This is a genomic window from Amycolatopsis sulphurea (assembly GCF_002564045.1).
Classification (GTDB): Bacteria; Actinomycetota; Actinomycetes; order Mycobacteriales; family Pseudonocardiaceae; genus Amycolatopsis; species Amycolatopsis sulphurea.
In genome coordinates this window covers 4,898,273-4,923,509 of the sequence record NZ_PDJK01000002.1, presented here as the reverse complement: position 1 = coordinate 4,923,509, position 25,237 = coordinate 4,898,273, and the positions used below count along the sequence as shown (strand labels likewise).

The window sequence follows — 25,237 nt, the reverse complement described above, 5'->3', positions numbered from 1 at the left end:
CGGCTGGTCCTGTGGTTCGCGGCGATGATGCTGGTCGGCGCCGCGGCCGCGGCCGGCGCGAGCTACGTCTCGGCCCGCAACACGATCCTGGGCGCCGCGCAGGACCCGGCGATGATCCGGCTGCGCGACCAGGTCACCACCTATCTCCCGCAGATGGCCTTCCCCCCGGACCAGCAACAGCTCAAGCGCCTGGCCGACAACCTCAAGGGCGTCGGCCTGGTGGTGTACCGGGACCAGAGCGAAAGCTCCGGCCTCGATCCGCGATCTCTCACCCCCGAGCTGCGGGACCAGGTCGCGCGCACCGGCAGGATCCAGTTCCAGCGTGTCGTCACGGACGGCAGCCCGCAGCTGGTGATCGGCATGCCGGTGATGCGGACGGCCAGGGACGGCTCGAGTCAGCACACTGGCGTCGAGGTCTACCAGCGGCTGTCGCTGGCTCAGCAAGAGGCCGCGATCGCGCAGCTGGCCACGCGGGCGTGGCAGACCGCCGCGCTCGCGCTGCCGATCGCGGTGGCGCTCGCCCTGGTGGCCGCCAGCCAGGTGCTGCGGCCGGTGCGCGCGCTGAACACCGCCGCCCGCAAGCTCGGTCGCGGGCAGCTCGACGTGCGGCTGCCCGCGAAGGGTTCGGGCGAGCTGGCCGACCTGGTGACCACCTTCAACAGCACCGCCGCCGAGCTGGAACGCACGGTCGGCACGCTGCGGACGATGGAAGCGGAGGCGCGCCGGTTCGTCGCCGACGTGTCACACGAGCTGCGCACCCCGCTGGCCGCGATGAACGCCGTCACCGACGTGCTCGACGAGGATGCCGAGCAGCTGCCCGAAGACACCGCGGTCGCGGCACGGCTGGTGGCGGCGGAGACCCGCCGGCTCACCCGGCTCGTACAGGATCTCGTCGAGATCTCCCGGTTCGACGCCGGCCGCGCGGAGTTGCGGACCGAGGAAGCGGATGTGGCGCTGGCCGTCCGCGCCAGCATGGCCGCGCGGGGCTGGGCGGACGGCGACGGGATCGAGACCGAGCTGCCCGAGGACATCACCGCCACGTTCGACCCGCGCCGGCTGGACCTGGTGGTGGCCAATCTCGTGGGCAATGCCCTGCGGCACGGCGCACCGCCGGTCACCATCCGGCTGGCGGCGGACGAAGGGACGGTCACGCTGACCGTCCTCGATCACGGCCCGGGTATCCCGGAAGCCGTGCTGCCACACGTGTTCGACCGGTTCACCAAGGCGGACACGGCGCGCGCCCGGTCCGAAGGCAGCGGTCTCGGCCTGGCCATCGCCCGCGAGAACGCCCGCCTGCACGGGGGCGAACTCGAAGCCGCGAACACCGGCGACGGAGCGCGGTTCACGCTCCGGCTGCCCCGCACCCCACCGGAGTCCCGATGAACCGCGCCACCGCGATCGTGCTCGCCCTGGCCGGCGCGGTAACCGGCCTGTCGGCCACCGCCTGCGGAGTCCAGCCGACCGACGTGATCCCGGCTGGGGAAGCCCCGGACGCCCACGATTCCGGCCGCGGCAGCACCCAGCTCACGCTGTACTTCCGTTTCGATGGCCAGCTCGCCCCGGTCACCCGGGACCAGTCCGACGTGATCACCCCCAGCGGCGCGCTGACCACGCTGTTCCGCGGCCCCGACGCGGCCGAATCGGCGCAGGGCTACTACTCGGCGCTGCCCGTGAACGCCGCGCCCCCCTCGGTGAACGCCACCGCCAATCCGGTCGTGGTGACCCTGCCGTACTCGATGAGGGTGATCCCCTCCAGCGGCCTCAACCAGATCGCGTGCACCACCGTGGCCGCCCTGTCCGCCGCCGGCGATTCCCCCGGGACCGACGGTGTCCGTGTGGTCTCCACCGACGGTTCCACCACGATCACCTGCGGGACGTCTTGACCACTCGACCGTCTGCTGGCGCCGATGGAGGCCTGATACGGTGGGGCGAACGACTGTGCCGCGCGAAACCATTGCACTGCAACGAGAACACCCTGACAGTCGAAAATGGACACTGCCGCCGGAACGGACCAGGGCTGCGTTCCCGGGTGCCGCAGCCGCTTCCGGATCCGCCGCAACGCGCGATCGCCTGGCCGACAGCCCTTCAGCCGCCCAGCAGACCCCGCAGGTAGGCGGCTTGCCCGGCGTGCTGCAGATCGTCGGAGAGCACGCTGATCAGCCGGACCCCGAGGGTCACCGGAGGGTCCCAGTGCTCGTCGACCACGCGGTCGAGGTCCGCCGCGGTGATTCCCGCGAGCCAGCCGGTGGTGTGCTCGTGCACTGCGTCGTAGTAGCCGAGCAGCAGCTCCGGGTCGCCGATCCGGACCGCGGCGACGTCCTCGCTGCGGTGCCCATACCCGATGTCCACAGCCGGGAGCGGCAGGGCGAAGCGGTGGTGCCAGTCCTGCGCGGTCCAGAGCTGCCGGGTGTCCGCGACGCCGGCGATATGGTCGTCCTGTACCCGGGTCAGGTGCCAGATCAGCCAGGAGATCGAGTTGGCGTCCGGGCCGGGGCGGGCGAGGAGCAGTTCGGCGGGGAGCCCGTCGACCGTCTCGTGCACCACCTCCCGGATCCGGGCGAATCCGTCCGTCAGCACTCCCGCCACGTCCATGCCGCGTTCCTCCTCGCGTCCGGCCCTGTTCCCCGGGTTCGGCCCTGTTCCCCCGGGGTCCGGCCCTGTTCTTTGGGTTCGGCCTTGTTCCCAGGGTCCGGCCCTGTTCCCGGGGTTGGCCCTGTTCCCCGGTTGGCTTGTTCTCCGGGGGTTGGCTCGCCCTCCGGGGGAGGGTTGGCCTGCCCTCGGGGTTGGCCTGCTCTTCGGGTTGGCCTGCCCCGATCATCCCCCTCGCCGCACCGGCTGTCCGCGCGCGATCGGGTATCGTCGGCAGCGCACGCCCGGCGAAGGGAGTGGCCCGTGGCGACCGGCACCCACCTTCTGATGCCCGGCTTCGGCGACGTCGCGGGCATCCCGATCCCCGGCTGGGCGGGCACCGTCATCGTGGTGGCCTGCGCGGTGTCCGCGCTCGTGGTGCTGCTGGTGATCGTGCGCAACCGGCGGCGCTGAGCACTCCTCAGCCGTCTTCCCGGGTGAACCGGCTGGTGATCACGTGTTCCTTCGCCGGCCCCCGAACCGTCCATTCCTGCCGCCAGCCCCGCCGATCGTGCACGTGGTAGCTGCCTCGGTAGAAGTCCGCCTGGCACGGATGCCCGGCCACCCACTCCCCGATGGTCAGGTCGAGTTCGTGGAAGAACCCGCCGTGATCGAAGTGCACCGCGGCCCGGCCGGCCCCGGTGATCCGGTAATGCAGGGTGCGGCTGAACGGTCCCGTGTGCGCCCCGAGCCGCAACCGTCCCGCCTCGTGGTAGACGAGCACCTCACCCTCAAGCGCGAACGTCGCCCGCCCCTCGGCCTGCCCCAGCTCCTCCCCGCCAATTCCGGCGATCCCCCGATCGAGCAGCCACGCCCCGGAGAAGTACCCGGCGAGATCGGTGATCGGGAAAGCCACGACCCCATTGTGCGCCATCCCCGGCGATGCCCGGCCACCGCGCCTTCCGGACTCCGGAGCACTGCGCGACGTCCGGCCGGCGCCATCGCCGCCGCGCCACGGCCGATGCTCCCTCGTTCGGCCCCGCTGCCGCGCACCGCACCGTCCACCGACGCCCGCGCCCTGATCCCCCGCCTGAGCCCGGGGACCTTGTCGATCCGGCCACGGGGCTACCGGTCCACCTCGCCACCCCGGGCAGTCCGCTCCAGGTGACCTGGCCGACCCCTCCCGACCACACTGCCCGGCTGCCCGGCTGCCCGGCTGCCCGGCTGGCGGCTGGCGGCTGGCGGCTGGCGGCTGGCGGCTGGCGGCTGGCGGCTGGCGGCTGGCGGCTGGCGGCTGGCGGCTGGCGGCTGGCGGCTGGCGGCTGGCGGCTGGCGGCTGGCGGCTGGCGGCCCGAACAAACTCTCTCTCCTCTCTCCGCGCACCACCCGGCCACCCGGCCACCCGGCCACCCGGCCACCCGGCCACCCGATGATCAAACCACTTCGCCGGCCAACCGATCCGGCCCGTCGATTCCCACAACCACACCGCTCACGTGGTTACCTGCCCGGCGACTATGCCACCCAGCCGCCCGGCTTCCTCTCACCTCAGCCGCCTCCCCTCTTCGGCCCATCCGCCACCACTCATCCGTCCACCGACCACCCTGCACCCCACCACGCCTCACCACAACCGACACCCGGCCCTGTCACCCCACGCTGTAGCGACCGGGCCGTTCACCCCACCCGCCAAACCCCACCGGACACCGTCCCCCTGCCACCGCCCCGGCGTGTCGCTCACTCTCGGCAACCCTCGTCCGCCATTCGCCCTGCAGAGGCGCGGTGTGACCGCGACGTTCGTGCCGAATGCGGTGGGGGGCGGTGCCCGCGGGTCGTCTTCCAGCCTAGAATCGGCCGGGTGGCACACCCCGACCTGGCCGCACCGGCCACCCGTTCCCCTGCTCTCGAAACCCTGCACCGCGTATTCGGGTACGACTCGTTCCGCGGCGATCAGGAGGAGATCGTCGAGCATGTGGTCGCGGGCGGCGACGCGCTCGTGCTCATGCCGACCGGCGGCGGGAAGTCGCTGTGCTACCAAATTCCCGCGCTGGTACGGCCCGGCACGGGGGTGGTCGTCTCCCCGCTGATCGCGCTGATGCAGGACCAGGTCGACGCGCTGCGCAACGTCGGCGTGCGGGCCGGATTCCTCAATTCCACCCAGGATTTCGCGCAGCGGCAGGAGGTCGAGGCGGCGTTCGTCGCGGGGGAGCTGGATCTGCTCTACCTCGCGCCGGAGCGGTTGTCGGTGGAGGCGACCGTGCGGCTGCTGGATCGCGGGAAGATCGCCCTGTTCGCAATCGACGAGGCGCACTGCGTTTCCCAGTGGGGCCACGATTTCCGGCCCGACTACCTGATGCTCTCCTCGCTGCACGAGCGCTGGCCCGAGGTGCCGCGGATCGCGCTCACCGCCACCGCGACCGAGGCCACCCGCCGGGAGATCTCCACCCGGCTCGGCCTGGATCAGGCCCGGCATTTCGTGGCAAGCTTCGACCGGCCGAACATCCAGTACCGGATCGTGCCGAAGAACTCCCCACAGAAGCAGCTGCTGGATCTATTGCGCACCGAGCACCCCGGAGACGCCGGAATCGTCTACTGCCTGTCCAGGGCGTCCGTGGAGAAGACCGCGGATTTCCTGGTACAGGACGGAATCCCCGCGCTGCCTTACCACGCCGGGCTGGACAAGGCGACCCGCGCCGCCAACCAATCCCGGTTCCTGCGCGAGGACGGGCTCGTGGTGGTGGCCACGATCGCGTTCGGCATGGGCATCGACAAGCCGGACGTCCGGTTCGTGGCGCACCTGGACCTGCCCAAGTCCGTGGAAGGCTACTACCAGGAGACCGGCCGCGCGGGCCGCGACGGGCAGCCCTCCACCGCCTGGCTGGCCTACGGGCTGCAGGACGTGGTGCAGCAACGCAAGATGATCGACAGCTCCGAGGGCGACGAGGCGCACCGGCGGCAGCTGGCCAGGCACCTCAACGCGATGCTCGCGCTGTGCGAGACGGTCACCTGCCGGCGGCAGCAGGTCCTGGCCTACTTCGGCCAGTCCGCCCAGCCGTGCGGTAACTGCGACACCTGCCAGACCCCGCCGGAAAGCTGGGACGGCACCGTGGCCGCGCAAAAGTTACTGTCCACTGTGGTCCGTCTCCGCAACGAGCGGCGGCAGAAGTTCGGGGCCGGCCAGATCATCGACATCCTACTCGGCAAGACGACGCCGAAGGTCACCCAGTTCCGCCACGACGAGCTCACGGTGTTCGGCGTCGGCACCGAACTGCGCGAGCCCGAGTGGCGAGCGGTGGTGCGCCAGCTGCTGGCCGGCAACCTGCTCGCGGTGGAAGGCGATTACGGTTCGCTGGTGCTCACGGAGGGCTCCACCGCCGTGCTGAACGGTTCGCAGCAGGTCATGCTGCGCCGCGAACCCGAACGCACAGCCCGCGCCCCCCGAACCTCACGCCGCGGCGCCCCCGCCGCCGAACTCCCGACCGAAGCGGCCCCTGTGTTCGAACGCCTGCGCTCCTGGCGTGCCGCCACCGCGAAGGAACAGGGCGTCCCCGCCTACGTGATCTTCCACGACGCCACGCTCCGCCAGATCGCCACCGAACGCCCCGGCTCCCTGTCGGAACTGGGCACGGTCAACGGCGTCGGCGAGAACAAGCTGGCGAAGTACGGGGAGGGAGTGCTCGCCACTCTGGCCGCCGAGTGAGTCCGGCGAATTCCCGGGACAGGAGTGGGTGGCTCCTGCCCCGGGACGGGGACGGGCGAACGCCGGAGGTACCGGAAGCCGAAGGTGCCAGAAGGCCGAAGGGGTCGGGAACCGGAGCGGTCGGGAAGCGAAGGCGCCAGGAACCGAAGGAGTCAGGAGCCGGGCAGGCGGGAACCGAAGGTGCCGGGAACCGGGGGTCGGGAACCGAAGGAGTTGGAAACCGTTACGCGGCAATGGGTTCACCGATCGGTACGATCGGGGCCATCCCGATTCGGTGGCCGCGGGCGGACGGTATCTTGGTGCCGGCGGGTCTGTCGCTCGTAGCCCGATCGTCTGCCGTTTGCCGCGCCAAAGCCATCTGCGATGGAATGCCCAAGCCATCCGCCACGCCAGCGGCGAAGGTATCTGCTGCGGCGGGGCGAAGTCCGCCGCAGCACCAGCGACACAACATTCCAGGGCGGACCAGGCCCAGGCCCAGGCCCAGGCCAGGCAGCGGCAGCGGCACCGGCACGCAACCGCACGGACCACAGACCCTCCGCCCGGGACCGGATCCGGCCTCGGGCAGCCTCTCCCGGAGCTTGCCGAGCCGCCCCGTCCAGAGCACAGCCCATCAACCGGACCTTGCCGCGGCACCACAAGTCCGACGGCCCGCCATCTGCAGGACCAGTGACGGCACCGCAAGCCGGACAACCCCACCATCACCAGGACCACTCACAGCACCACAAGCACCGACAACCCCACCATCAGCGGAATCGCCATCCGCTCGCGCTTTCGCCGCCGCTACCGGTCCGCCCGAAACGAACCCGCGTATCCGGCAACACCCAGGTCCGGCAACACCCCAGGCCGGAACTCCCTACACCTCCCCACCGCCCAGCCGACGACCCCGCCCCACCCGAATCGGGCAGGCTCCGCGTCGTCACCCATACTCACCGATCGCGGAGCCGGAGCCAAGTACCGGAGCCGAGCACCGAAACCGACCCACACCTCCCCCAGCTCACCGCCCGGAGCGAGTCACGTCCGAAACCTTCCGCACCGCACCGGAGATCTGCGTGTGGTAACGCCCCTTCGTCTTCTCGTCGACGAAGTGCGCCGCCTTCCCGACGGCCTTGTTGACCTTCTCCGGGTTCCGTCGCACATAGGAACTCACCGCGCTCGCGGCCCCGGCCAGTACGGTCAGTCGTTTGATCATCGCCATGGAGGTCCTCCTGCGCTCGTGGCTTCACCCTGTCCAACGCAGAGCACCGAGCCCGAGTTCCCGCCACCGCGAGCGCCATCGGGTGAAAGAAAACCCCGCGACACAACGGGCGCGCAAAGGGCAGGATCGGCCGGGTGCGCGACCTGACCGCCCTGCCCAAGGCCCACTTGCACGTTCACCTCGAAAGCACCATCCGGCCGGACACCCGCCGGGAACTCGCGGAGGTCAACGGGGTCCGGCTGCCCGCGCGCCAACCGGCGTTCGACGGGTTCCGCGCGTTCGCCGAATACAACAGCGCCACCCGTGCCTGCCTCCGGCGTCCCGAGGACTTCGTCCGGATCGCGCGGGAGTTCTGCGCGGACGAAGCCGCGCAAGGCACCCGGTACGCGGAGGTCACCTTCACCGCCGCCGCACACGGGGAACGCCTCGGTGACCTGGCAATGGCGCTCGAATCCGTACTCACCGGACTACGCGAGGGCGGCGCCGAACACGGTATGGAATGGCGGCTGCTGCTGGACCATTCCCGCCGCAAACCGGTCGAACGCGCCCGGCGGACCGTCGAACTCGCCGCCGCGCACCCGGAGGTCGCCGGGATCGGGATGGCGGGCGAGGAGCGCTTTCGCTCGCGCCGTTCACCGAAGTCCTTGCGCAGGACCGGGAGCTCGGTCTGCATCTGGTCCACCACGCCGGCGAAGAGGAAGGGCCGGACAGTATCCGCGAGGCGCTCGGGCCGGGGCGGGCGGAGCGGCTCGGGCACGGAATCCGCGTCCTGGACGATCCGGAACTGACGGCCGAGATCGCCGAGCGCGCCATCGCGCTGGAGGTGTGCCCGTCGTCGAACGTCACGCTCGGGCTGGTGCCGTCGTGGCCGGAACACCCGCTCCCCCGGCTCATCGAGGCCGGGCTGGCGGTCACGCTCAGCACGGACGTCCCGGACGTCGCCGCCACCACGCTCACCGGCGAATTCCGCCGGGCACGGGAGGTTTTCGGGTTCGACGACCGGCTGCTCGCCCGGCCGGCCGCCGCCGCGGTCACCGCCTCGTTCGCGCCGGAAGCCAGGAAAACCAAGCTGCACAAGGAGATTCGCGGGTGGCTCAGCCTGGGAGCAGCCGCGTGACCAGCCCGCTGAGCTGCTGCACCGTGCGGCATTCGTGCATCGGCACGAGACCGGCGTAGTCCAGCGCCGCGGAATCGCCGGTGGACCAGAGCGCCTGCCGTTCCGGATTGAGCCAATGGACGTGCCGCGCCCGGTCGCGGATCGCGCGGACGGCGGCCAGGTTCGGGTCTCCCCCGTTCGTCCGCGCGTCACCCAGGACGAGCACCGAGGTGCGCGGGCCGACGGCGTCGAGCCATTCCTCGGTGAACTGCCGGAGCGCGCCGCCGTAGTCGCTGTGCCCGTCCCAGCGGACCACGGCCGCCTCGCCGAGGATGCGTGCGCCGAGCCGTTCCGGGTCGGCCGCGCCGGCGTCGACGAGGTGGGTGACCTCGTCGGTGCTGTCCACGAAGGCGAAGACGCGGACCTTCGAGAACTGGTCCCGCAACGCCTGCACGAGCAGCATGGTGAAGTTCGCGAACCCGGCCACCGAACCGGAAAGATCGCACAGCAGCACGATTTCCGGCCGTCCGGGCCGCCGGTGCCGGTACGCCGGGCGCAGCGGGACCCCGCCGGTGGACAGCGATCGCCGCAGGGTGCGCCGCAGGTCGATCTGCCCGCGGGTAGCACGTTTGCGACGGGCGGACAGCCGCGTGGCAAGCTTGCGGGACAGCGGCTGGATCGTCCGGCGCAGTTCACCGAGCTGGGCCCGGCTGGCCATCAGGAAGTCCACCCGGTCGGCGGCGGGGGCGATCGCGTGCTGCGCGATCCGTTCGCGCCCGCGGACCTCGGCCGCCCGGCGCCGTGCCTCGGTGCGCACCCGGCCGCGGAAATCCTCGACCCGGCGGCGCACTTCGTCACGGGCGAGCCGGTCGGTGAACTCACCTTCGCCGAAACCACCGGCACGCATCGCTTCGAGCACGCGCACGATCAACGTCTGTGGTTGCAGCCGATCCAGCGTCTGGTGCGCGGAAAACCCACCGCCCGCCCCGTTCGGCGCGCCGTACTGACCGAGCTGGTCCACGGCGAGCCCGGCCAGCTGGACGAGCGCCTGTTCGTCGCCTTCGGCCAGCGCCGCGGCGAGCTCATCCCGCAGCTGCTCACGGTTACGCGGTGGATCTTCGCGCGCCCGCTCGGGCACGCCGACCCCGGCGGGGAAGTAGAGGTCGAACACCGCGTCGAACACCGAGCGTTGCCCGCCACGTCGCACGAGCGCGGCCGCGAGCCCCTCGCGCACCAGCTCGCGGTCCTCGAAACCCAGCACCGCCAAGGCGGCTGCGGCATCCGCCGTCTCGCTCGGGCCCGCCGCGACGCCGTGGGCACGCAACGCGCGCACGAACCCGGTGAGCCGGCCGGTTACGGTCACGACGCGTCCAGCACCCGGTCGAGATCGAGGCCGGCACCGGCTTTCGCGAGGTCTTCCTGGTGCTTGAGCAACACGCCGAGGCTTTCGCGCACGACCTGCTCGCCCAGCGAACCCGCGCCGAGTTCGAGCAGAGTGCGCGCCCAGTCCACGGTTTCCGCCACGGACGGCAGCTTCCGCAGATCCATCGCCCGCAGCGCGGCCACCACCCGGACCACCGAATCGGCCAGCGCGTCCTCGATCCCGGGCACCTTCAGCCGCACGATCGCCCGTTCGGTCTCCTCGTCCGGGAAATCGATGTGCAGGAACAGGCATCGCCGCCGCAACGCCTCGGACAGCTCGCGGGTGGCGTTGGAGGTGAGCACCACGAACGGGGTCCGCGTCGCGGTGATCGTGCCCAGCTCCGGCACGGTGACCTGGAAATCGCCGAGCACCTCCAGCAGCAGGCCCTCCACCTCCACGTCGGCTTTGTCCGTCTCGTCGACCAGCAGCACGGTCGGCTCCGTGCCGGAGATGGCGGTCAGCAGCGGGCGGCGGAGCAGGAACTCCTCGCCGAAGATGTCCGTGCGCGCGTCTTCCCAGCTCTCGTCGCGGCCGGCGGTGATCCGCAGCAGCTGCTTGGCGTGGTTCCACTCGTACAGCGCGCGGGCCTCGTCGATCCCCTCGTAACACTGCAACCGCACCAGCCGCGAGCCGCTGACCTGGGCGACCGCCTTGGCCAGCTCGGTCTTGCCCACCCCGGCCGGGCCTTCGACCAGCAACGGCTTGCCCAGCCGGTCGGCCAGGAAGACCGTGGTCGCGACCGCTTTCGACGCGAGATACCCCGCGCCGGCCAGCCGCGCCGAAACGTCGTCGACATCGGCGAAGAACCCGGTACCCACCTGCGACCTCCCACGGCATACGGCGTGACCCCGACTGTACTGGCCGGTAGAACGCCGTCACGGATAGCATCGGGCCCGTGACATATCTCGCGGCGAGCACCCGATACGACGCCATGATCTACCGCCGATGCGGGCGCAGCGGACTGAAGCTGCCCGCGCTCTCACTGGGGCTGTGGCACAACTTCGGTCACGACCGTCCGCTGACCACGCAGCGGGAGATCCTCCGGCGCGCGTTCGACCTCGGCGTCACGCATTTCGATCTGGCGAACAACTACGGCACGCCCTACGGCTCGGCGGAGGAGAACTTCGGCAGGCACCTCGCCACCGATTTCCGGCCCTACCGCGACGAACTGGTGATCTCCACCAAGGCCGGATACGACATGTGGCCCGGCCCGTACGGCGAATGGAGTTCGCGGAAATACCTGCTGGCCAGCCTCGACCAGTCGCTGGGCCGAATGGGCCTGGACTACGTCGACATCTTCTACTCGCACCGGTTCGACCCGGAAACGCCGCTGGAGGAGACCGTCGGCGCGCTCGATCACGCGGTCCGTTCCGGGAAGGCGCTCTACGTGGGCATCTCCTCCTACAGCTCCGAAAAGACCATCGAGGCCGCTCGGCTGCTGCGCGCGCTGGGCACGCCGCTGCTGATCCACCAGCCGTCGTACTCGATGTTCGACCGCTGGACCGAATCCGACGGCCTGCTCGACACCCTGACCGAGGCAGGCGCGGGCTGTATCGCCTTCTCCCCGCTCGCGCAAGGCCTGCTGACCGACCGGTACCTGGCCGGGGTGCCGGAGAATTCCCGTGCCGCGCAAGGAAAATCCCTGGACCCGGCAGCGATCACCGAGGAGCGGCTCGGCCGGATCCGGGCGCTGCACGAGATCGCCCGCCGCCGCGGGCAGAGCCTGGCCCAGCTCGCGCTCGCCTGGGCGCTGCGGGATCCGCGGATGACCTCGCTGGTACTCGGCGCCAGCAGCGTCCGGCAGCTCGAGGACAACCTAGCCGCGCTGGACAACCTCGAATTCAGCACCGCGGAGCTGGCCGAGATCGATCAGTACGCCGCCTCACCGAGATGAGCGGCTCGAAGGCTGTGAAGGGGCCCTTCACGGACTCGAAGGCTGTGAAGGGCCCCTTCACAGCGTGAACCCCGCGTCATCCACGGTTCGCGCGGATCCGGTGCTCCGCCCAGTCCGCCCATTCCCGTTGCATCGCCGCGTAGCGCTTGCCCCACTCCAGCACGAGCCTGCCGTAGAAGGAGCGATCACTGTCGTCCCACGGAATCGCCTCGTCGAGCGCGTCGAGCCGCTCGGCCTGCTCCTCGGCTTCCGCGCCCTGCCGCCGCACGTACTCCCGGGCCTGCGCCGGCTCGACCTCGCCGAGGAAATACATCCGCAGCAACGTCTCGTTGCGCGCGGGCTGCGGCGGAACCGGATCGAGCAGCCACTCCCGCAGCTCGTGGCGGCCCGCTTCGGTGATCGCGTATTCCTTGCGGCCACGCGGACCGGCCACCGTCATCTCGATCAGCCCGGTCTGCGCCAGCTTCCCCAGCTCCCCGTACAGCTGGCTCTGCGTGGCCGACCACGCGTTGTTCTCCCTGCTCTCGAAGCGTTTCAGCAGGTCATAGCCACTGCCGGGGGCATCGGCCAGCATCCCGAGCACCGCGTGTCGCAAACTCATCCCCGCAGCCTACCTTCCACACTTGACATGTGCATCCAGAACGTTCTAATTTCGACCTGTCAAGATAGGAAGGTGGCCGAGGGGATCTCGATGAGCTACCCGAAGAGCTTCCTCCCGTGGATCGTCTTCGCGATCGTGTCCACGCAGACCGGCCGGCAGTGGTCCGCGCTGATCGGGCTGGTGCTGGCGGGCGGGCTGCTCGCCCTCGGACGCGGGCGCGGCAAGGGCTGGGACACGCTGTTCATCGAGGTGTCCGCCACCATCTTCTTCGCGGGCCTGTCGATCTGGGCGTTCAGCGAGCCGGGCTCGCCGGCGCGGGGCTACGTCGGCGCGCTCACCGGTCTCTGGCTGGCGCTGACCACGTGGGGCTCGATCCTCGCCCGGCACCCGTTCACCCTCGGGATCGCGAAGACGACGGTCTCCCTGGAGATCGCCGCGACCGCGGGGTTCCGCCGGGTCAACCTGGTCCTCACCACGGTGTGGGCGGCGAGCTTCACCGTCGCCGACCTCGCCGAAGCCGTGCTGCTGCACTACGCGCCGCACGCGACCGCCGCGCTGGTCGTGCTCAAGGTGCTCGGCTTCGCCGTTCCCCTCTCGTTCACCGTCCGCTACCCGCGAGCCGTCCGGGCCCGCGCACAGAAAGCAGTGTGATCCCATGGCCACCACCGATTACCACCTCGCCGGCCACTACGCCCCGGTGCACGACGAGCTGACCGCCTACGACCTCGAGATCACCGGCTCCCTGCCACCGGAACTCACCGGCTGGTACCTACGCAACGGGCCGAACCCGCGCAAGGAGAACGCGCACTGGTTCACCGGCGAGGGCATGATCCACGGCGTCCGATTGGAACGCGGCCGCGCCGCCTGGTACCGCAACCGCTGGGTCCGCACGGAGAGCTTCGAGGACCAGGAACGCGTGATCTACCAGGCCGACGGCACCCGGAACCTGCGCGCGAGCGCGGCCAACACGCATGTGGTCAACCACGCCGGCCGCACGCTCGCCCTCGTCGAATCCTCGCTGCCGTACGAGATCACCAACGATCTCGAAACCGTCGGCGCCTACGATTTCGGCGGCGAACTCGCCGATTCGATGACCGCGCACCCGAAGATCTGCCCGGAGACCGGCGAGCTGCATTTCTTCGGCTACGGCAGCCTCACCGCCCCGCACGTGAGCTACTACCGCGCCGACGCGGCCGGAAACCTCGTGGTGCGCCAGCCGATCGACGTGCCGGGGCTGACGATGATGCACGACTTCGCGCTCACCCGGGACCACGTGGTGTTCTTCGATCTGCCGGTGGTGTTCGACCACGAGCTGGTCGGCCGCGGCATGCCCTACCGGTGGAGCGACAGCTACGGCGCCCGGCTCGGCGTGCTGCGGCGCGACGATCCGGCGGGCGGGGTGCGCTGGTTCGAGGTGGCCCCGTGCTACGTCTTCCACACGCTCAACGCGCATGACACCCCCGCCGGCCGGATCGTGGTGCACGTGGTCCGCTACGGCCAGATGTTCGGAGACTCCCGGGAAACGCCCGGCCAGCTGTGGCGCTGGAGCATCGACCTCGCCTCGGGCACCGTGACCGAGGACCGGCTGGACGACCGGGCCGGCGAGTTCCCGCGGATCGACGACCGCCAAGCCGGCCTCGACGCCCGCTTCGGGTACGTCGCGGGGTCCACCAAGGCCCAGATGCTGGACCGGCTGCGCCGCTACGACCTGCACACCGGCACGTCGCGCGAGCACGTGTTCGCGCCCGGCCAGACGATCGGCGAGGCGGTCTTCGTCCCGGCCGAGGACAAGCCCGGCGGCGCGGGCTGGCTGCTCACCTACGTCTACGACGGCGCGACGGATCGCAGCGACCTGGTCGTGCTCGACGCCCAGGACATCGCCGCGGCCCCGGTCGCCACCGTGCACCTGCCCGCCCGGGTGCCCACCGGATTCCACGGCAACTGGCTCCCCGAAAGCTGAGCCCGGCGGCGCGCCCCGGCCGAAAGCTGTGAAGGGGCCCTTCACGGACTCTGAGTCCGTGAAGGGGCCCTTCACAGCCTGTGCGGACCCATCCATCGGGTGCGCCGCCCGTACGCGTCGGAACCGACGCACCAGCCGATGGACCGGTAGGTTGCACGGCATGATCGGACTGCCCGACACCATCACCGCCTGTCTGTTCGACTTGGACGGTGTGCTCACCGGGACGGCCGTGCTCCACCGCGAAGCGTGGAAGCGGACGTTCGACGAGTTTCTGCGCACCCGCGATGGCGAGACCTTCCAGGAGTTCACCGACCACGACTACGCGGCCTATGTGGACGGCCGCCCGCGCGCCGACGGCGTGCGCGAGTTCCTGCGTTCGCGCGGCATCGCACTGCCCGAAGGCACTCCGGACGACGGCGTCGACACACCGACCGTCAACGGCATCGGCAACCGCAAGAACGAACTGGTCCTCAAGATCATCGACGAAGAGGGCGTCAACCCCTACCCCGGATCGATCCGCTACCTCGAAGCGGCCGAACAGGCCGGACTGAAGATCGCCGTGGTCACCTCGTCGGCCAATGGCGCGAAGGTACTCGACGCCGCGGATCTGTCCCGGTTCGTGCAGGCGCGGGTGGACGGCCTGGTGATCCGCCGCGACGGGCTGCGCGGCAAGCCCGCCCCCGATTCGTTCCTTGCCGGCGCGAAGGAACTCGAAGTCACCCCGGCGCAGGCCGCGGTGTTCGAAGACGCACAATCCGGAGTACAGGCCGGAAAGGCGGGCGGATTCGGGTATGTCGTGGGCGTCAACCGTGCGAACCAGGCCGCCGAACTGCGCGCGCACGGCGCCGACGTGGTGGTCGACGATCTCGCCGAGCTCCTGACCGGGCACGACGTGCCGGAGTCCGCCCGGTGACGACGACGGAGGAGAGGACGGTGGAAAGGACCAGCGTGACCGAAACGGGATTCGGCTACGAGTGCTCCCCGTGGGAGCTGCGGTGGCGCGGCCTCGACGTGGATGCGTTGCAGCGCACCGAATCGGCTTTCGCGCTGTCGAACGGCCACATCGGCATGCGCGGCACCCTGGAGGAGAGTGAGCCGCGCGGGCTGCCCGGCACCTACCTCAACGGGTTCTACGAACAGCACGAACTGCCCTACGCCGAAGGCGGTTACGGCTACCCCGAAGAAGGCCAGACCGTGGTCAACGTGACCGACGGGAAGGTGCTGCGGCTGCTGGTCGAGGACGAGCCGCTGGACATGCGCTACGGCGTGGCGACCGCGCACGACCGGGTGCTGGACTTCCGTTCCGGCACACTGCGCCGGGTCACCGAATGGTCCTCCCCCACCGGCCGCCGCGTCCGGGTGACCACCGAACGGCTGGTGTCGTTCACCCAGCGCGCGGTGGCCGCGATCCGGTACGACGTCGAGCCGCTGGACGAGGATCTGCAGCTGGTGGTGCAATCCGACCTGCTGGCGAACGAGCCGATCGAATCCGACACTCGGGACCCGCGGGTGGCCGCGGCCCTCGATTCGCCGCTGGTACCGCAGTTCTGCCAGGCAGCGGACTACCAGGCGGTGCTGGTGCACGAGACCCGCGCGTCCGGGCTGCGAGTGGCCGCCGCGATGGACCACAAGATCGAAGTGGACAACGGGCTGCGCACCCGCATCCACGCCGAGGGCGACCTGGCCCGGCTCACCGCCGCGGTGGACGTGCGCAAGGGCGGGCGGCTGCGGATCACCAAGTTCCTCGCCTACGGCTGGTCCGCGCAGCGGTCCGTGCCGGCCCTGCGCGCGCAGGTGGAGGCCGCGCTGGCGGGCGGGCGCCAGACCGGCTGGAAGGGCCTGATCGCCGAGCAGCGGCAGTTCCTGGACGATTTCTGGGCCACTTCGGACATCGAGATCGACGGGGACCCGGAACTGCAGCAGGCCGTCCGGTTCGCGTTGTTCCACCTGCTGCAGGCCGGGGCGCGCGGCGAGACCAGGGCGATCGCCGGCAAGGGCCTGACCGGACCCGGCTACGACGGGCACGCGTTCTGGGACAGCGAGACCTTCGTCCTGCCGGTGCTGACCTACACCATGCCGGACGCCGCCCGGGACGCCCTGCGCTGGCGTCATTCCACAATGGACAAAGCACGGGCGAGGGCGGCGCAGCTCGGGCTGCGCGGGGCGGCGTTCCCGTGGCGGTCGATCAACGGCGCGGAATGCTCGGCGTACTGGCCGGCCGGCACCGCCGCGTTCCACGTGAGCGCGGACATCGCCGACGCGGTTCTCCGGTACATGTACGCCACCGGCGACATCGAGTTCGAACGCGACTGCGGAACCGAGCTGCTCCTGGAGACGGCCCGCCTGTGGGCCTCACTCGGGCACTTCGACCACCACGGCCACTTCCGGATCGACGGGGTGACCGGCCCGGACGAGTATTCGGCGGTGGCGGACAACAACATCTACACCAACCTGATGGCCCGGCGGAACCTGTCCGCCGCGGCCGACTCCTGCCGGCGGCACCCGGACATCGCCGCCCGGTTCGGCGTGGACACGGTGGAACTCGACACGTGGCGCTCGGCTGCGGACATGATGGCGCTGCCCTACGACCAGGAACTCGGCGTGCACCCGCAGTCGGAAGGTTTCCTGCAACACGACGAGTGGGATTTCGCCGGTACCGAGGAGGAGTTCTACCCGCTGCTGCTGAACTACCCGTACTTCGATCTGTACCGCAAACAGGTGGTGAAGCAGGCCGACCTCGTGCTGGCCCTGCACCTGTGCGGGGATTCCTTCAGCCCCGAGGAGAAGGCCCGCGATTTCGCCTACTACGAGGCCCGGACGGTCCGGGATTCGTCGCTGTCGGCCGGAACCCAGGCCGTGATCGCCGCCGAGGTCGGGCACCTGCAGCTGGCCTACGACTACCTGGCCGAGGCCGCCCTGACGGACTTGCACGACGTGCACAACAACGTCCGCAACGGCCTGCACATGGCCTCCCTGGCCGGGGCCTGGCAGGGCACCGTGGCCGGTTTCGGCGGCCTGCGCGACCACGGCGGGCAGCTGTCGTTCGCCCCGCGCCTGCCCGGAGCACTACGGCGGCTGACCTTCCGCCTGACCTTCCGCGGCACCCGTTTCCAGGTCTCCATCAGGCACACCCACGCCACCTACCAGGTCCTCGACGGCCCCACCCTGGACCTGATCCACCACGGCGAACGCTTCACGGTGACCGCGGAACCACAACAGCTGCCGATCCCCGTGCTGAACGCCGGACCACCACCCAGCCAGCCCGCGGGACGTGCCCCGGCCCGCCGGGACGCTTCGAAGGTCCGGCCGTTCATCAACGGCGGCTGACGACGGACGATTCAGGACGGCTCGAGGCGGCTGCCTCCCCCGGTGGGAGGTGGCCGCCCGGGCGACGGGTTCGAGCCTCAGGCGTGCGGTGGCTGATGGCCGCCTACGACGGGGATGGTCGGTAGCTGCTCAGTCGGTAGCTGCTCGGGGAAGTTGCCGCTCGGTGCGTGACCGTCTCGATGAGAGTGTCTACACGAAGTCGTGGGGATCGCCGGGCGGAAGGTCACCGCCCCGACGCGAGCAGCCCACCCAGCGCACACCACCGTCCGGCGGGGCAGCCATCCGACGCGAGCAGCCGCTCGATGCACGCAGCCACCTGCTGCGGGCAGCCACCCGGCCCATGCAGCCACCCAGCGCGGGTGGCCCACCGCCTGCACGCAGCTGCCTGGCGCGAGCAGCCGCCCGGGTGCGGGCAGCCCCTGTGTGAAGGATGGCGGCTCAGGTGGATGAAGCCGATTACTCGGGACGGCCTGTGTGTTCGGGGGACCTGGCGCACGTACGGCCGCCCGGCGGTGGCGCGGTCCCCAAGCCGGTGTCACCGGGCCGTTCGCACCGGTTTCGTTTCGCTGGGTCACCGGGACTTTCGCGGGGTCCCCGGCGGCGGTTCGACCTCCTCGGTGCGGGACGGGGTCAGGTCCGGTCCAGGAACGGTGGCCACCTCGCCGGTGAGGTCGTCGGCTTCCGGCAAGCCGGGGGTGCCCGGCTCGGCGAAGGCGTCCGGAGCCGCGTCGGGGTCCCGGGGCGCGGAACCCTTACCCGACCCAGACGCGTCCGGGAGTGCGCTGCTACCCGGCCGCGGGTGGCGTGGCTCGGCCGGAGGGTCGTCCTCGTCGTCGTGGTGGTCGCGGGGGAACAGATCGCTGCGCGGGGTCATGGTTCCGGCATACCCCGTTTTCCCGCTCCGCACCAGGGCGAATCACGCCGCCGAGCGAGCGCGCTTCCCAGCGCCGGGCAGGCGATCCAGCAGCGTGGGCAGCAGCCCATTGCGGGTGGACCACGGAATCGTCATCGTGCCACCGGAAACAGTCCGAAGAGCCTCCGCTCATCGCTCCCCCACCAGGGCAGATCACGCCGCCGAGCGCCGCGTTTCCCAGGGCCGGGCAGGCGATCCAGCAACGTGAGCAACTAACCATCGCGGGTCGACCACGGGCAGATCGCCACGGTCCCACCCCGAAACAGTCAGTAAAACCTTCGCCGCCACCACTCCCCACCAGGGCGAATCACGCCGCCGAGCGAGCGCGCTTCCCAGCGCCGGGCAGGCGATCCAGCAGCATGGGCAGCAGCCCATTTGCAGGGGGACCACGGGCAAATCGCCACCGCGCCACCAGAAACAGTCAGCAGAGCCTCCGCCACCACCGCTCCGCAGCAAGGCAGGTCACGCCGCCGGACGGGCGTGCTTCCCACTGCCAGGCAACCGATCCAGCAGCGTCAGCAGCAGACCATCGCGAGTGGACCACGGGCAAATCGCCACCGCGCCACCAGAAACAGTCAGCAGAGCCTCCGCCACCACCGCTCCGCCGAGGGCCTGCTGTGCCCGCTGGCGTGAGATGCCGGGCAGCTGCGCCCGGAGCGCCGACGGCATCGCGGCCAGCCGGGGGATCCATGCGCGCAGGTCATCCAGCAGCAGTTCGCGGTCCTTGCCGGCGCGGTCGCCGGCAAGGCGGGCCAGTTGCCGCAAGACTTTAGAGCAGCCGACCACGCGGTGCTCGGCCAGCTCCGCCTTGGCGTCGCCGAGTGCCTCGGTGACCTGGGCCAGCACGTGTTCCCGCAGCGCGCGGACCTGTTTTCCCCGCACGGGCGGCTCCGCCGGGAGCCAGTCGCGGGTCACCGAGCGGGCGCCCAGCGGCAGCGAGCGGGCGAAGGTGGCCTGTCCACCGGCACCGGCGGACAGCTCGACCGTGCCGCCGCCGATGTCCAACGCGAGCAGCGGGCCGGCCGCCGCGCCAAACCATCGGCGTGCCGCCACGTAGGTCAGCTCCGCCTCGCGTCGGCCGGACAGGAAGCGCAGCTCCACGCCGGTGTCGCAGGCGACCCGGCCGACCACCTCGCGCGCGTTGGCCGCGTCCCGGACGGACGACGTAGCCAGGGGGAACACCTCGGGCACACCGTGGTCCTTCGCCACCGCCATGCCGCCCGCGACCGCCGCGGAGATGGCCGCGATCCCGCAGGAGGACAGCCTGCCCTCCTCGTCGAGCGAGCGGTCGAGACGCAGCCGCGTCTGGTGGGTCAGCACCGGGTCCAGGGGCGATCCGCCGGGTTCCAGCACGACGAGCCGTGCGCTGAACGAACCGACATCCAAGACGCCAACAACCGGTCCCACGATCCTGCCTACCTCACTCTCGCCATCACCCCCGGATTCCCCAGCGAACCGTTCCTACACCCACCGGTACTCCCGATGCGGCGAGTGGACGGCTTTCGACGACGGCACCGATCGGTGGGGGCCGGGGGGGCTACCCGATCAGCTCCCGCAGCTGCGAGACCGCCGCCACCCTGGCTGCACGGCCGGGCTGCAGCGGGCTGACCACCAATGTGGTCACGCCTGCCTCGGCGAACGCCGCCGCTCGTTCCCGCACATAGCTCGCCGGGCCGACCAGCGAGATCGCGCGGAGCAGCTCCTCCGGGACGGCCGCGGCGGCTGCGTCCTTCTTGCCGTCGAGGTAGAGGTCCTGGATCTGCTTCGCCTCAGCCTCGTAACCGTAGCGGACGGCGAGGGTGTTGTAGAAATTCTTGCCCCGGGCGCCCATTCCGCCGACATAAAGGGCAACCGTCGGCCGCAGCTGGTCCAGCAGGTGATCGACGTCCTCGCCGATGGCCAGCGCCGGCCCGGCGAACACGTCCAGCTCGCCCAGCGCCGGGTCGCGTTTGGCCTTGCCCTCGGCCAGCGCGGCACCCCACACGTCCGCGGCCCGCTCCGGGTGGAAGAAGATCGGCTCCCAGCCCTCGGCCAGCTCCGCGGTGAGCGCGACGTTCTTCGGCCCCAGCGAGGCCAGCAGGATCGGGATCCGCTCGCGCACCGGGTGGTTGATCAGCTTGAGCGGTTTGCCCAGCCCGGTGCCCTGGTCGGCGGGCAGCGGGATGGTGTAGTGCCGCCCCTGGTGCTGCACCCGCTCGCGGCGCCACACCTGACGGCAGATGTCCACGATCTCCCGGGTCCTGGCCAGCGGAGCATCGTACTTCACCCCGTGGAAACCCTCGATCACCTGCGGTCCGGACGCGCCGAGACCGAGCGTGAACCGGCCGCCGGAGACGAAGTCGAGCCCGGCCGCGGTCATCGCGGTGAGGCTCGGCGTGCGGGTGTAGATCTGGAAGATGCCCGAGGCGAGCCCGATCCGCTCGGTCTTCGCGGCCAGGTAGCCGAGCTGGCTCACCGCGTCGAAACTGTAGGCCTCCGGGACGAACACGATGTCCAGCCCGGCCTTCTCCAGTTCGACCACGTCTTCGACGCTCTCGGCGAAGCCGCCCGAGTAGCTGATGCCGGTGCCGATCCTCATCGATCCCTCATTCCGTGCCGGTCCGCGGGCAGTCCTCGCCGACTGAGCGCTTGCTCATTATGCGTCGGCCCCGTCCGCTCCGCTGCGGCGCGGGTCACATACGGGCGGTCATCCCCCACCGTAGACGGCCGCCTTCCGCGGGCCTCACGGAACCGGGACGGCCTGCGCCGGACGGGAACGGTTCGTGCGCGGCCCGGCGACGCACCCGCCGTCCTTCACCGTGCCGGAGACACCCGATGCGGTTACGCAGCACCCGGTCGGCCGCCAGGTGCTGGGCTCGGTTCAGCGCCTGACCCGACCGCCGACCTCGCTTTCCTCCCTGGAGCGGGTGGGATCTGAGTCTGTGAAGGGGCACCTTCACAGACTCAGAGTCCGTGAAGGGGCCCTTCACGGACCGTCTCGGACTCGAGGCAGGACGATCTCCCGCCGCAGCCCGGACCTTCGATGCCGAAGCTTCGACCGGCGTGAAGTCAGCTCATCCCAGCCGCCTCTCGTTGTGCCGCAACCCATTCGCCCACCAGAGTGTCCAAAGCAGACAGTGGCACCGCGCCGTGGCCGAGCAGGACGTCGTGGAAGCCGCGCAGGTCGAAACGGTCGCCCAGGGCGCGTTCCGCCTCCGCTCGGACTCGTTCGATCTCCAGACGTCCCACCATGTATCCGAGCGCCTGACCGGGGTTCGCGGCGTAGCGGTCGATTTCCCCTTCGATCTCCACCCGCGCCATCGGGGTGTGCTCGATCAGGTAGTCCACCGCCTGCTGGCGGGTCCAGCCCAGCGCATGCATCCCCGTGTCCACCACCAGCCGCCCGGCCCGCATCGACTCCAGGGTGAGCATGCCCAGGCGCGCGACGTCGTCGGAGTACAGGCCCATCTCGTCGGCCAGCCGCTCGGTGTAGAGGCCCCAGCCCTCGGTGTAGGCGTTGAACAGCACGATCCGGCGCAGCATCGGCAGATCGCTGAGCTCCTGCGCCAGCGTGAGCTGGAAGTGGTGCCCGGGAACGGCTTCGTGGAACGCGATCGCCTCGCTCGTGTGCCGCGGCCGGGCATTCGCCTCGTAGGTGTTGGCGTAGTAGGTGCCGGGGCGAGAGCCGTCCAAGGCAGGCGGCAGGTAGTAGGCGATGGTGCCGCTCACCTCGTCCGCCTCCGGTACCGGCGCGACCTCGCACTCGCTCGCGGGAATCCGCAGGAACCATTGCGGCGCAGCGGCTTCCGCCCGGGCCACGGCGGCGCGGGCGGCGGCCAGCAGCTCCTCGCCGTCCTGCCAGCGCAGCGCCGGGTCGGTGCGCAGCCGCTCGAAGATCTGCGGCAGCTCACGCGTGCCGAACACCCGCTCTCCCAGCGTGCGGTACTCCTCGGCCTGCGCCTCGATCATCGCCAGGCCGGTCTCGTGCAGTTCCCGGGCGGCGCGATCGGTGGTGGTCTGGGCCCGGATCAGGCCCTGGTACTTCTCCGCCCCGCCGGGCAGGTGACCGATCCCGGGCTGCGTGTCCGGTTTCGCGATCGGCAGCAGCTCACCGGCGAGGAAATCGCGATAACGCCGGTAGGCGGGCCGCACGACCTCGCCCAGCAGCCGATCGCGTTCCTCGTCGAAACCCGCCACCTCGGCCTTCGCCGTGATCCGCAAGGGATCGTCCCGCTCCGCGGCCAGGTATCGCTCGACGTAGTCGATCCCGATGCGCACCAGGAACTCCGGCGGCACGAGACCCTCGGCCGCGGCAGCGCGCTGCCGCTCGATCACCGCGTCGAGATAGCCGCCGAGCGCGCCCAGCCGGCTCAGGTAGCCACGGGCCTTTTCCGCGTCGTCCGGCACCAGCTGAGGCAGTTCGATCAGCAGGCGCAGCGCGGGCGAGCTGAGCCCGTCGCTCACCGCGAACCCGGCCAGCTGCGAATCGAGGGTGTCGAGCGCGCCACGGGCACGAGCGAGGACGACCTGCCTGGTCACGGCCTCGGTGCGGTCCAGCCCGGCCGGGTCGATCGCCTCGGCGCGGCGCACCAGCTCGGCGTAGGCCGCACGGTGCCGTTCGGCCGCGGCGAGGCTCGGATCCGGCAGGGTGCCGTGGTCACCGGGCAGCCCCCAGATCGTGCGGTCCAGCGGGTTGCCTTCGAAGTCCAGCTCCACCAGCTCATCGGCCAGCCAGTTGACGGTGTCGCCGTGCCCGGCGACCCAGTCCGAGACGACCGTGTCCAGCACCGAGAGCGGCAGCGAACCACCGGCGAGCACGGTGTCGTGGAACCCGCGGATGTCGAACCGGCTGCCCAGCCGGGCCTCCGCCTGCGCCCGCAGCCGCTGGATCTCCAGCCGCCCCACCAGATAGGCCAGGGCCTGCCCCGGAAAGCCGAGGTAGCGGTCGATCTCGGCCTCGATCTCCACCGGCGCCATCGGGGTGTGCTCGATCAGGTAGTCCACCGCCTGCTGCCGGCTCCAGCCCAGCGCATGCATCCCCGTGTCCACCACCAGCCGGCCCGCCCGCATCGACTCCAGGGTGAGCATGCCCAGCAGGGAGACATCGTCGGAATACAGGCCCATCTCGTCGGCCAGCCGCTCCGTGTAGAGACCCCAGCCCTCGGCGTAGGCGGTGAAATCGTTGATCCGGCGCAGCAACGGCAGATCCGTGAGGTCCAGCGCGGCGCTCAGCTGGAAGTGGTGCCCCGGGATCGCCTCGTGGAACGCGGTGGCCTCCGCGGTGTGCCGGAACCGTTCGGTCGCCTGATGGGTGTTGGCGAAGTAGGTGCCCGGCCGGGACCCGTCCGTGGCCGGCCGCAGGTAGTACGCGGGCGGCGCACTGGGAGCCGCGTCCTCGGGCACCGGCTCGACGACCCAGGGGTGCTGCGGGATCTTCCCGAACCAGTTCGGCGCCTCGGTGGCGGCCCGGGTGATCGCGGCCCGCGCGGTCTCCAGCAGCTCCTCGGCACTCGCCCAGCGCAGCTTCGGGTCGGTACGCAGCCGCTCGAAGATCTCCGGCAGCTCACGCGTGCCGAACACCCGCTCGCCCAGCGTGCGGTACTGCTCGATCTGGCCCTCGATCACGGCCAGGCCGGTCTCGTGCAGCTCCTGCGGGGTGCGGTCGCTGGTGGTGTGCAGGCGGGCCAGCCGGGCGTAGATCTCCGCACCCCCGGGCAGCCAGGACACGCCCGCGCGCTCGTCCGGCCTGCCGTGCGGGAGGACCTCGGCGGCCAGCACGTCGCGGTATTCGCGGAACCCCGGGCGGACCACGTCGCGCAGCAGGTCATCCCGCCGCGTGGCGAACTCCTCGTCCGGCGCGGGCTGGCGCCGCAGCGGATCGTTCTCCGGCTCGGCAAGATAGCGGTCGAGGTGCTCGACGGCCCCGCGTACCAGGCGCTCGACCGGCAGCAGCCCGTCCGCGATCCCCGCCAGGTGGCGCTGCGCGCAGGCCCGCAGGTACTCCGGGATCGCCGCCAGCCTGCCCAGGTGCGCCTCGGCGGAGGCGCCCGCGGTCACCGTGACCATCGGCAGCATGGTGAGCAGGCCCGAGGCGGGCGAGGTGAAGAGGCTGCTCACCGAGAACTCGATGGTCCGGCTGTCGATCCGGTCCAGCCATTCGGCGATCGTGCTGAGCAGGACCTCGCGGGTGACCCGGTCGGTCGCGCCGAGCCCGGCCGGGTCGATCGCCTCGGCCCGCTCCCGCATCGCGAGCAGCCAGCGGCGCTGCTCCGCTTCGGCCGCGGCGCTGGGATCGCCGAGCCCCGGCGCATCCGGGCGCAGACCGGAGACCGCGGCGTAGAGGGGGTCGAAGTCGAACATTCCGTCGACGAATTCGTCGGCGAGCGCGGCGGCGGTCATGGGCGCGGGGCTCCTGCGTGGTTCCGGTGGTCCGACCGGCGCGTGGCCCGATCGGCATCGCGGTCAGCCGGGCGGTAGCCCGCTGCGATGCCCTGCCGACCCTAACGCAGCAAGGGCGCGCACCGCCCGTTTCCGGAGCGAGAGGCCCGTTCACATCCAGCGAACACGGCGCCGCCACCCGGCTGGTC

The 25,237-nt window shown here is 70.9% G+C and carries 19 protein-coding genes and 1 pseudogene; 10 read left to right on the top strand and 10 right to left on the bottom strand.

Going from position 1 to position 25,237, the window contains the following annotated elements; translation table 11 throughout:
• Nucleotides 1-24 precede the first annotated feature (24 nt).
• The gene (locus ATK36_RS28595; protein ID WP_098515258.1) at nucleotides 25-1,383 is read left to right on the top strand and encodes a sensor histidine kinase; all 1,359 of its coding nucleotides are present in this window, start codon (nucleotides 25-27) and stop codon (nucleotides 1,381-1,383) included.
• On the top strand, nucleotides 1,380-1,883 hold the full coding sequence (locus tag ATK36_RS28590; RefSeq protein ID WP_098514282.1) for a hypothetical protein: 504 nt from the start codon (nucleotides 1,380-1,382) through the stop codon (nucleotides 1,881-1,883). Before ATK36_RS28595 ends, ATK36_RS28590 begins: the two co-directional genes overlap by 4 nt.
• A 202-nt stretch (nucleotides 1,884-2,085) precedes the next feature.
• On the opposite strand, the gene ATK36_RS28585 is transcribed toward ATK36_RS28590, so the two are convergent.
• Nucleotides 2,086-2,592: a mycothiol transferase gene (locus tag ATK36_RS28585; protein WP_098514281.1), complete on the bottom strand. Its 507-nt coding sequence runs from the start codon at nucleotides 2,590-2,592 to the stop codon at nucleotides 2,086-2,088.
• Nucleotides 2,593-2,892: 300 nt separating this feature from the next.
• Here ATK36_RS28585 and ATK36_RS32580 point away from each other — a divergent pair, with 300 nt between their 5' ends.
• Nucleotides 2,893-3,042, top strand: coding sequence for a hypothetical protein (locus tag ATK36_RS32580; RefSeq protein ID WP_170069941.1), 150 nt, complete (start codon nucleotides 2,893-2,895; stop codon nucleotides 3,040-3,042).
• A 7-nt stretch (nucleotides 3,043-3,049) separates the two neighbouring features.
• On the opposite strand, the gene ATK36_RS28580 is transcribed toward ATK36_RS32580, so the two are convergent.
• A complete protein-coding gene (locus ATK36_RS28580) occupies nucleotides 3,050-3,484 on the bottom strand; it encodes a DUF6314 family protein (protein ID WP_245915266.1) in 435 nt (144 codons plus the stop codon).
• Nucleotides 3,485-4,420: 936 nt separating this feature from the next.
• Here ATK36_RS28580 and recQ point away from each other — a divergent pair.
• Entirely contained in the window at nucleotides 4,421-6,262 is a 1,842-nt protein-coding gene (recQ, locus tag ATK36_RS28570) for a DNA helicase RecQ (RefSeq protein ID WP_098514279.1), read from the top strand.
• A 994-nt stretch (nucleotides 6,263-7,256) separates the two neighbouring features.
• Here recQ and ATK36_RS28565 read toward each other — a convergent pair.
• Entirely contained in the window at nucleotides 7,257-7,457 is a 201-nt protein-coding gene (locus ATK36_RS28565; RefSeq protein WP_098514278.1) for an antitoxin, read from the bottom strand.
• Between the two features lie 134 nt (nucleotides 7,458-7,591).
• Here ATK36_RS28565 and add point away from each other — a divergent pair.
• A pseudogene (gene add, locus ATK36_RS28560) lies at nucleotides 7,592-8,574 on the top strand (adenosine deaminase).
• Here the strand turns inward: add and ATK36_RS28555 are convergent.
• Both ATK36_RS28555 and ATK36_RS28550 read right to left on the bottom strand, forming a co-directional pair.
• Nucleotides 8,552-9,916: a vWA domain-containing protein gene (locus tag ATK36_RS28555; RefSeq protein ID WP_098514277.1), complete on the bottom strand. Its 1,365-nt coding sequence runs from the start codon at nucleotides 9,914-9,916 to the stop codon at nucleotides 8,552-8,554. The pseudogene add and the gene ATK36_RS28555 sit on opposite strands and share 23 nt — an antisense overlap.
• Nucleotides 9,913-10,794, bottom strand: coding sequence for an AAA family ATPase (locus ATK36_RS28550; RefSeq protein WP_098514276.1), 882 nt, complete (start codon nucleotides 10,792-10,794; stop codon nucleotides 9,913-9,915). The genes ATK36_RS28555 and ATK36_RS28550 overlap by 4 nt, the downstream gene beginning before the upstream one ends.
• Nucleotides 10,795-10,871: 77 nt before the next feature.
• Between ATK36_RS28550 and mgrA the strand changes: the two genes are divergently transcribed.
• A complete protein-coding gene (mgrA, locus tag ATK36_RS28545) occupies nucleotides 10,872-11,870 on the top strand; it encodes an L-glyceraldehyde 3-phosphate reductase (protein ID WP_098514275.1) in 999 nt (332 codons plus the stop codon).
• A gap of 76 nt (nucleotides 11,871-11,946) precedes the next feature.
• Here mgrA and ATK36_RS28540 read toward each other — a convergent pair whose 3' ends face one another.
• Nucleotides 11,947-12,471 carry a PadR family transcriptional regulator gene (locus tag ATK36_RS28540; protein ID WP_098514274.1) on the bottom strand — a complete coding sequence of 175 codons (525 nt, stop codon included), beginning with the start codon at nucleotides 12,469-12,471 and terminating at the stop codon, nucleotides 11,947-11,949.
• Nucleotides 12,472-12,543: 72 nt separating this feature from the next.
• Here ATK36_RS28540 and ATK36_RS28535 point away from each other — a divergent pair, with 72 nt between their 5' ends.
• The 4 genes from ATK36_RS28535 to ATK36_RS28520 all read left to right on the top strand — a co-directional run bounded on the left by ATK36_RS28535 (nucleotide 12,544) and on the right by ATK36_RS28520 (nucleotide 17,758).
• Nucleotides 12,544-13,122: a hypothetical protein gene (locus tag ATK36_RS28535; RefSeq protein WP_245915262.1), complete on the top strand. Its 579-nt coding sequence runs from the start codon at nucleotides 12,544-12,546 to the stop codon at nucleotides 13,120-13,122.
• A gap of 4 nt (nucleotides 13,123-13,126) precedes the next feature.
• Nucleotides 13,127-14,431 carry a carotenoid oxygenase family protein gene (locus ATK36_RS28530; protein ID WP_098514272.1) on the top strand — a complete coding sequence of 435 codons (1,305 nt, stop codon included), beginning with the start codon at nucleotides 13,127-13,129 and terminating at the stop codon, nucleotides 14,429-14,431.
• A 160-nt stretch (nucleotides 14,432-14,591) separates the two neighbouring features.
• Nucleotides 14,592-15,344 carry an HAD family hydrolase gene (locus tag ATK36_RS28525; RefSeq protein WP_098514271.1) on the top strand — a complete coding sequence of 251 codons (753 nt, stop codon included), beginning with the start codon at nucleotides 14,592-14,594 and terminating at the stop codon, nucleotides 15,342-15,344.
• A 35-nt stretch (nucleotides 15,345-15,379) separates the two neighbouring features.
• A complete protein-coding gene (locus ATK36_RS28520; protein WP_098515257.1) occupies nucleotides 15,380-17,758 on the top strand; it encodes a glycoside hydrolase family 65 protein in 2,379 nt (792 codons plus the stop codon).
• 571 nt (nucleotides 17,759-18,329) lie between these two features.
• On the opposite strand, the gene ATK36_RS28515 is transcribed toward ATK36_RS28520, so the two are convergent.
• The 4 genes from ATK36_RS28515 to ATK36_RS28500 form a co-directional block, all read right to left on the bottom strand.
• Complete coding sequence (locus tag ATK36_RS28515; RefSeq protein ID WP_098514270.1) at nucleotides 18,330-18,632, bottom strand: hypothetical protein; 303 nt, start codon at nucleotides 18,630-18,632, stop codon at nucleotides 18,330-18,332.
• A gap of 501 nt (nucleotides 18,633-19,133) precedes the next feature.
• Nucleotides 19,134-20,078 carry a Ppx/GppA phosphatase family protein gene (locus ATK36_RS28510; protein WP_141544557.1) on the bottom strand — a complete coding sequence of 315 codons (945 nt, stop codon included), beginning with the start codon at nucleotides 20,076-20,078 and terminating at the stop codon, nucleotides 19,134-19,136.
• Between the two features lie 130 nt (nucleotides 20,079-20,208).
• A complete protein-coding gene (locus ATK36_RS28505) occupies nucleotides 20,209-21,249 on the bottom strand; it encodes an LLM class F420-dependent oxidoreductase (protein WP_098514268.1) in 1,041 nt (346 codons plus the stop codon).
• 470 nt (nucleotides 21,250-21,719) lie between these two features.
• The gene (locus ATK36_RS28500; protein ID WP_098514267.1) at nucleotides 21,720-25,049 is read right to left on the bottom strand and encodes a DUF885 domain-containing protein; all 3,330 of its coding nucleotides are present in this window, start codon (nucleotides 25,047-25,049) and stop codon (nucleotides 21,720-21,722) included.
• Between the last annotated feature and the right edge of the window lie 188 nt (nucleotides 25,050-25,237).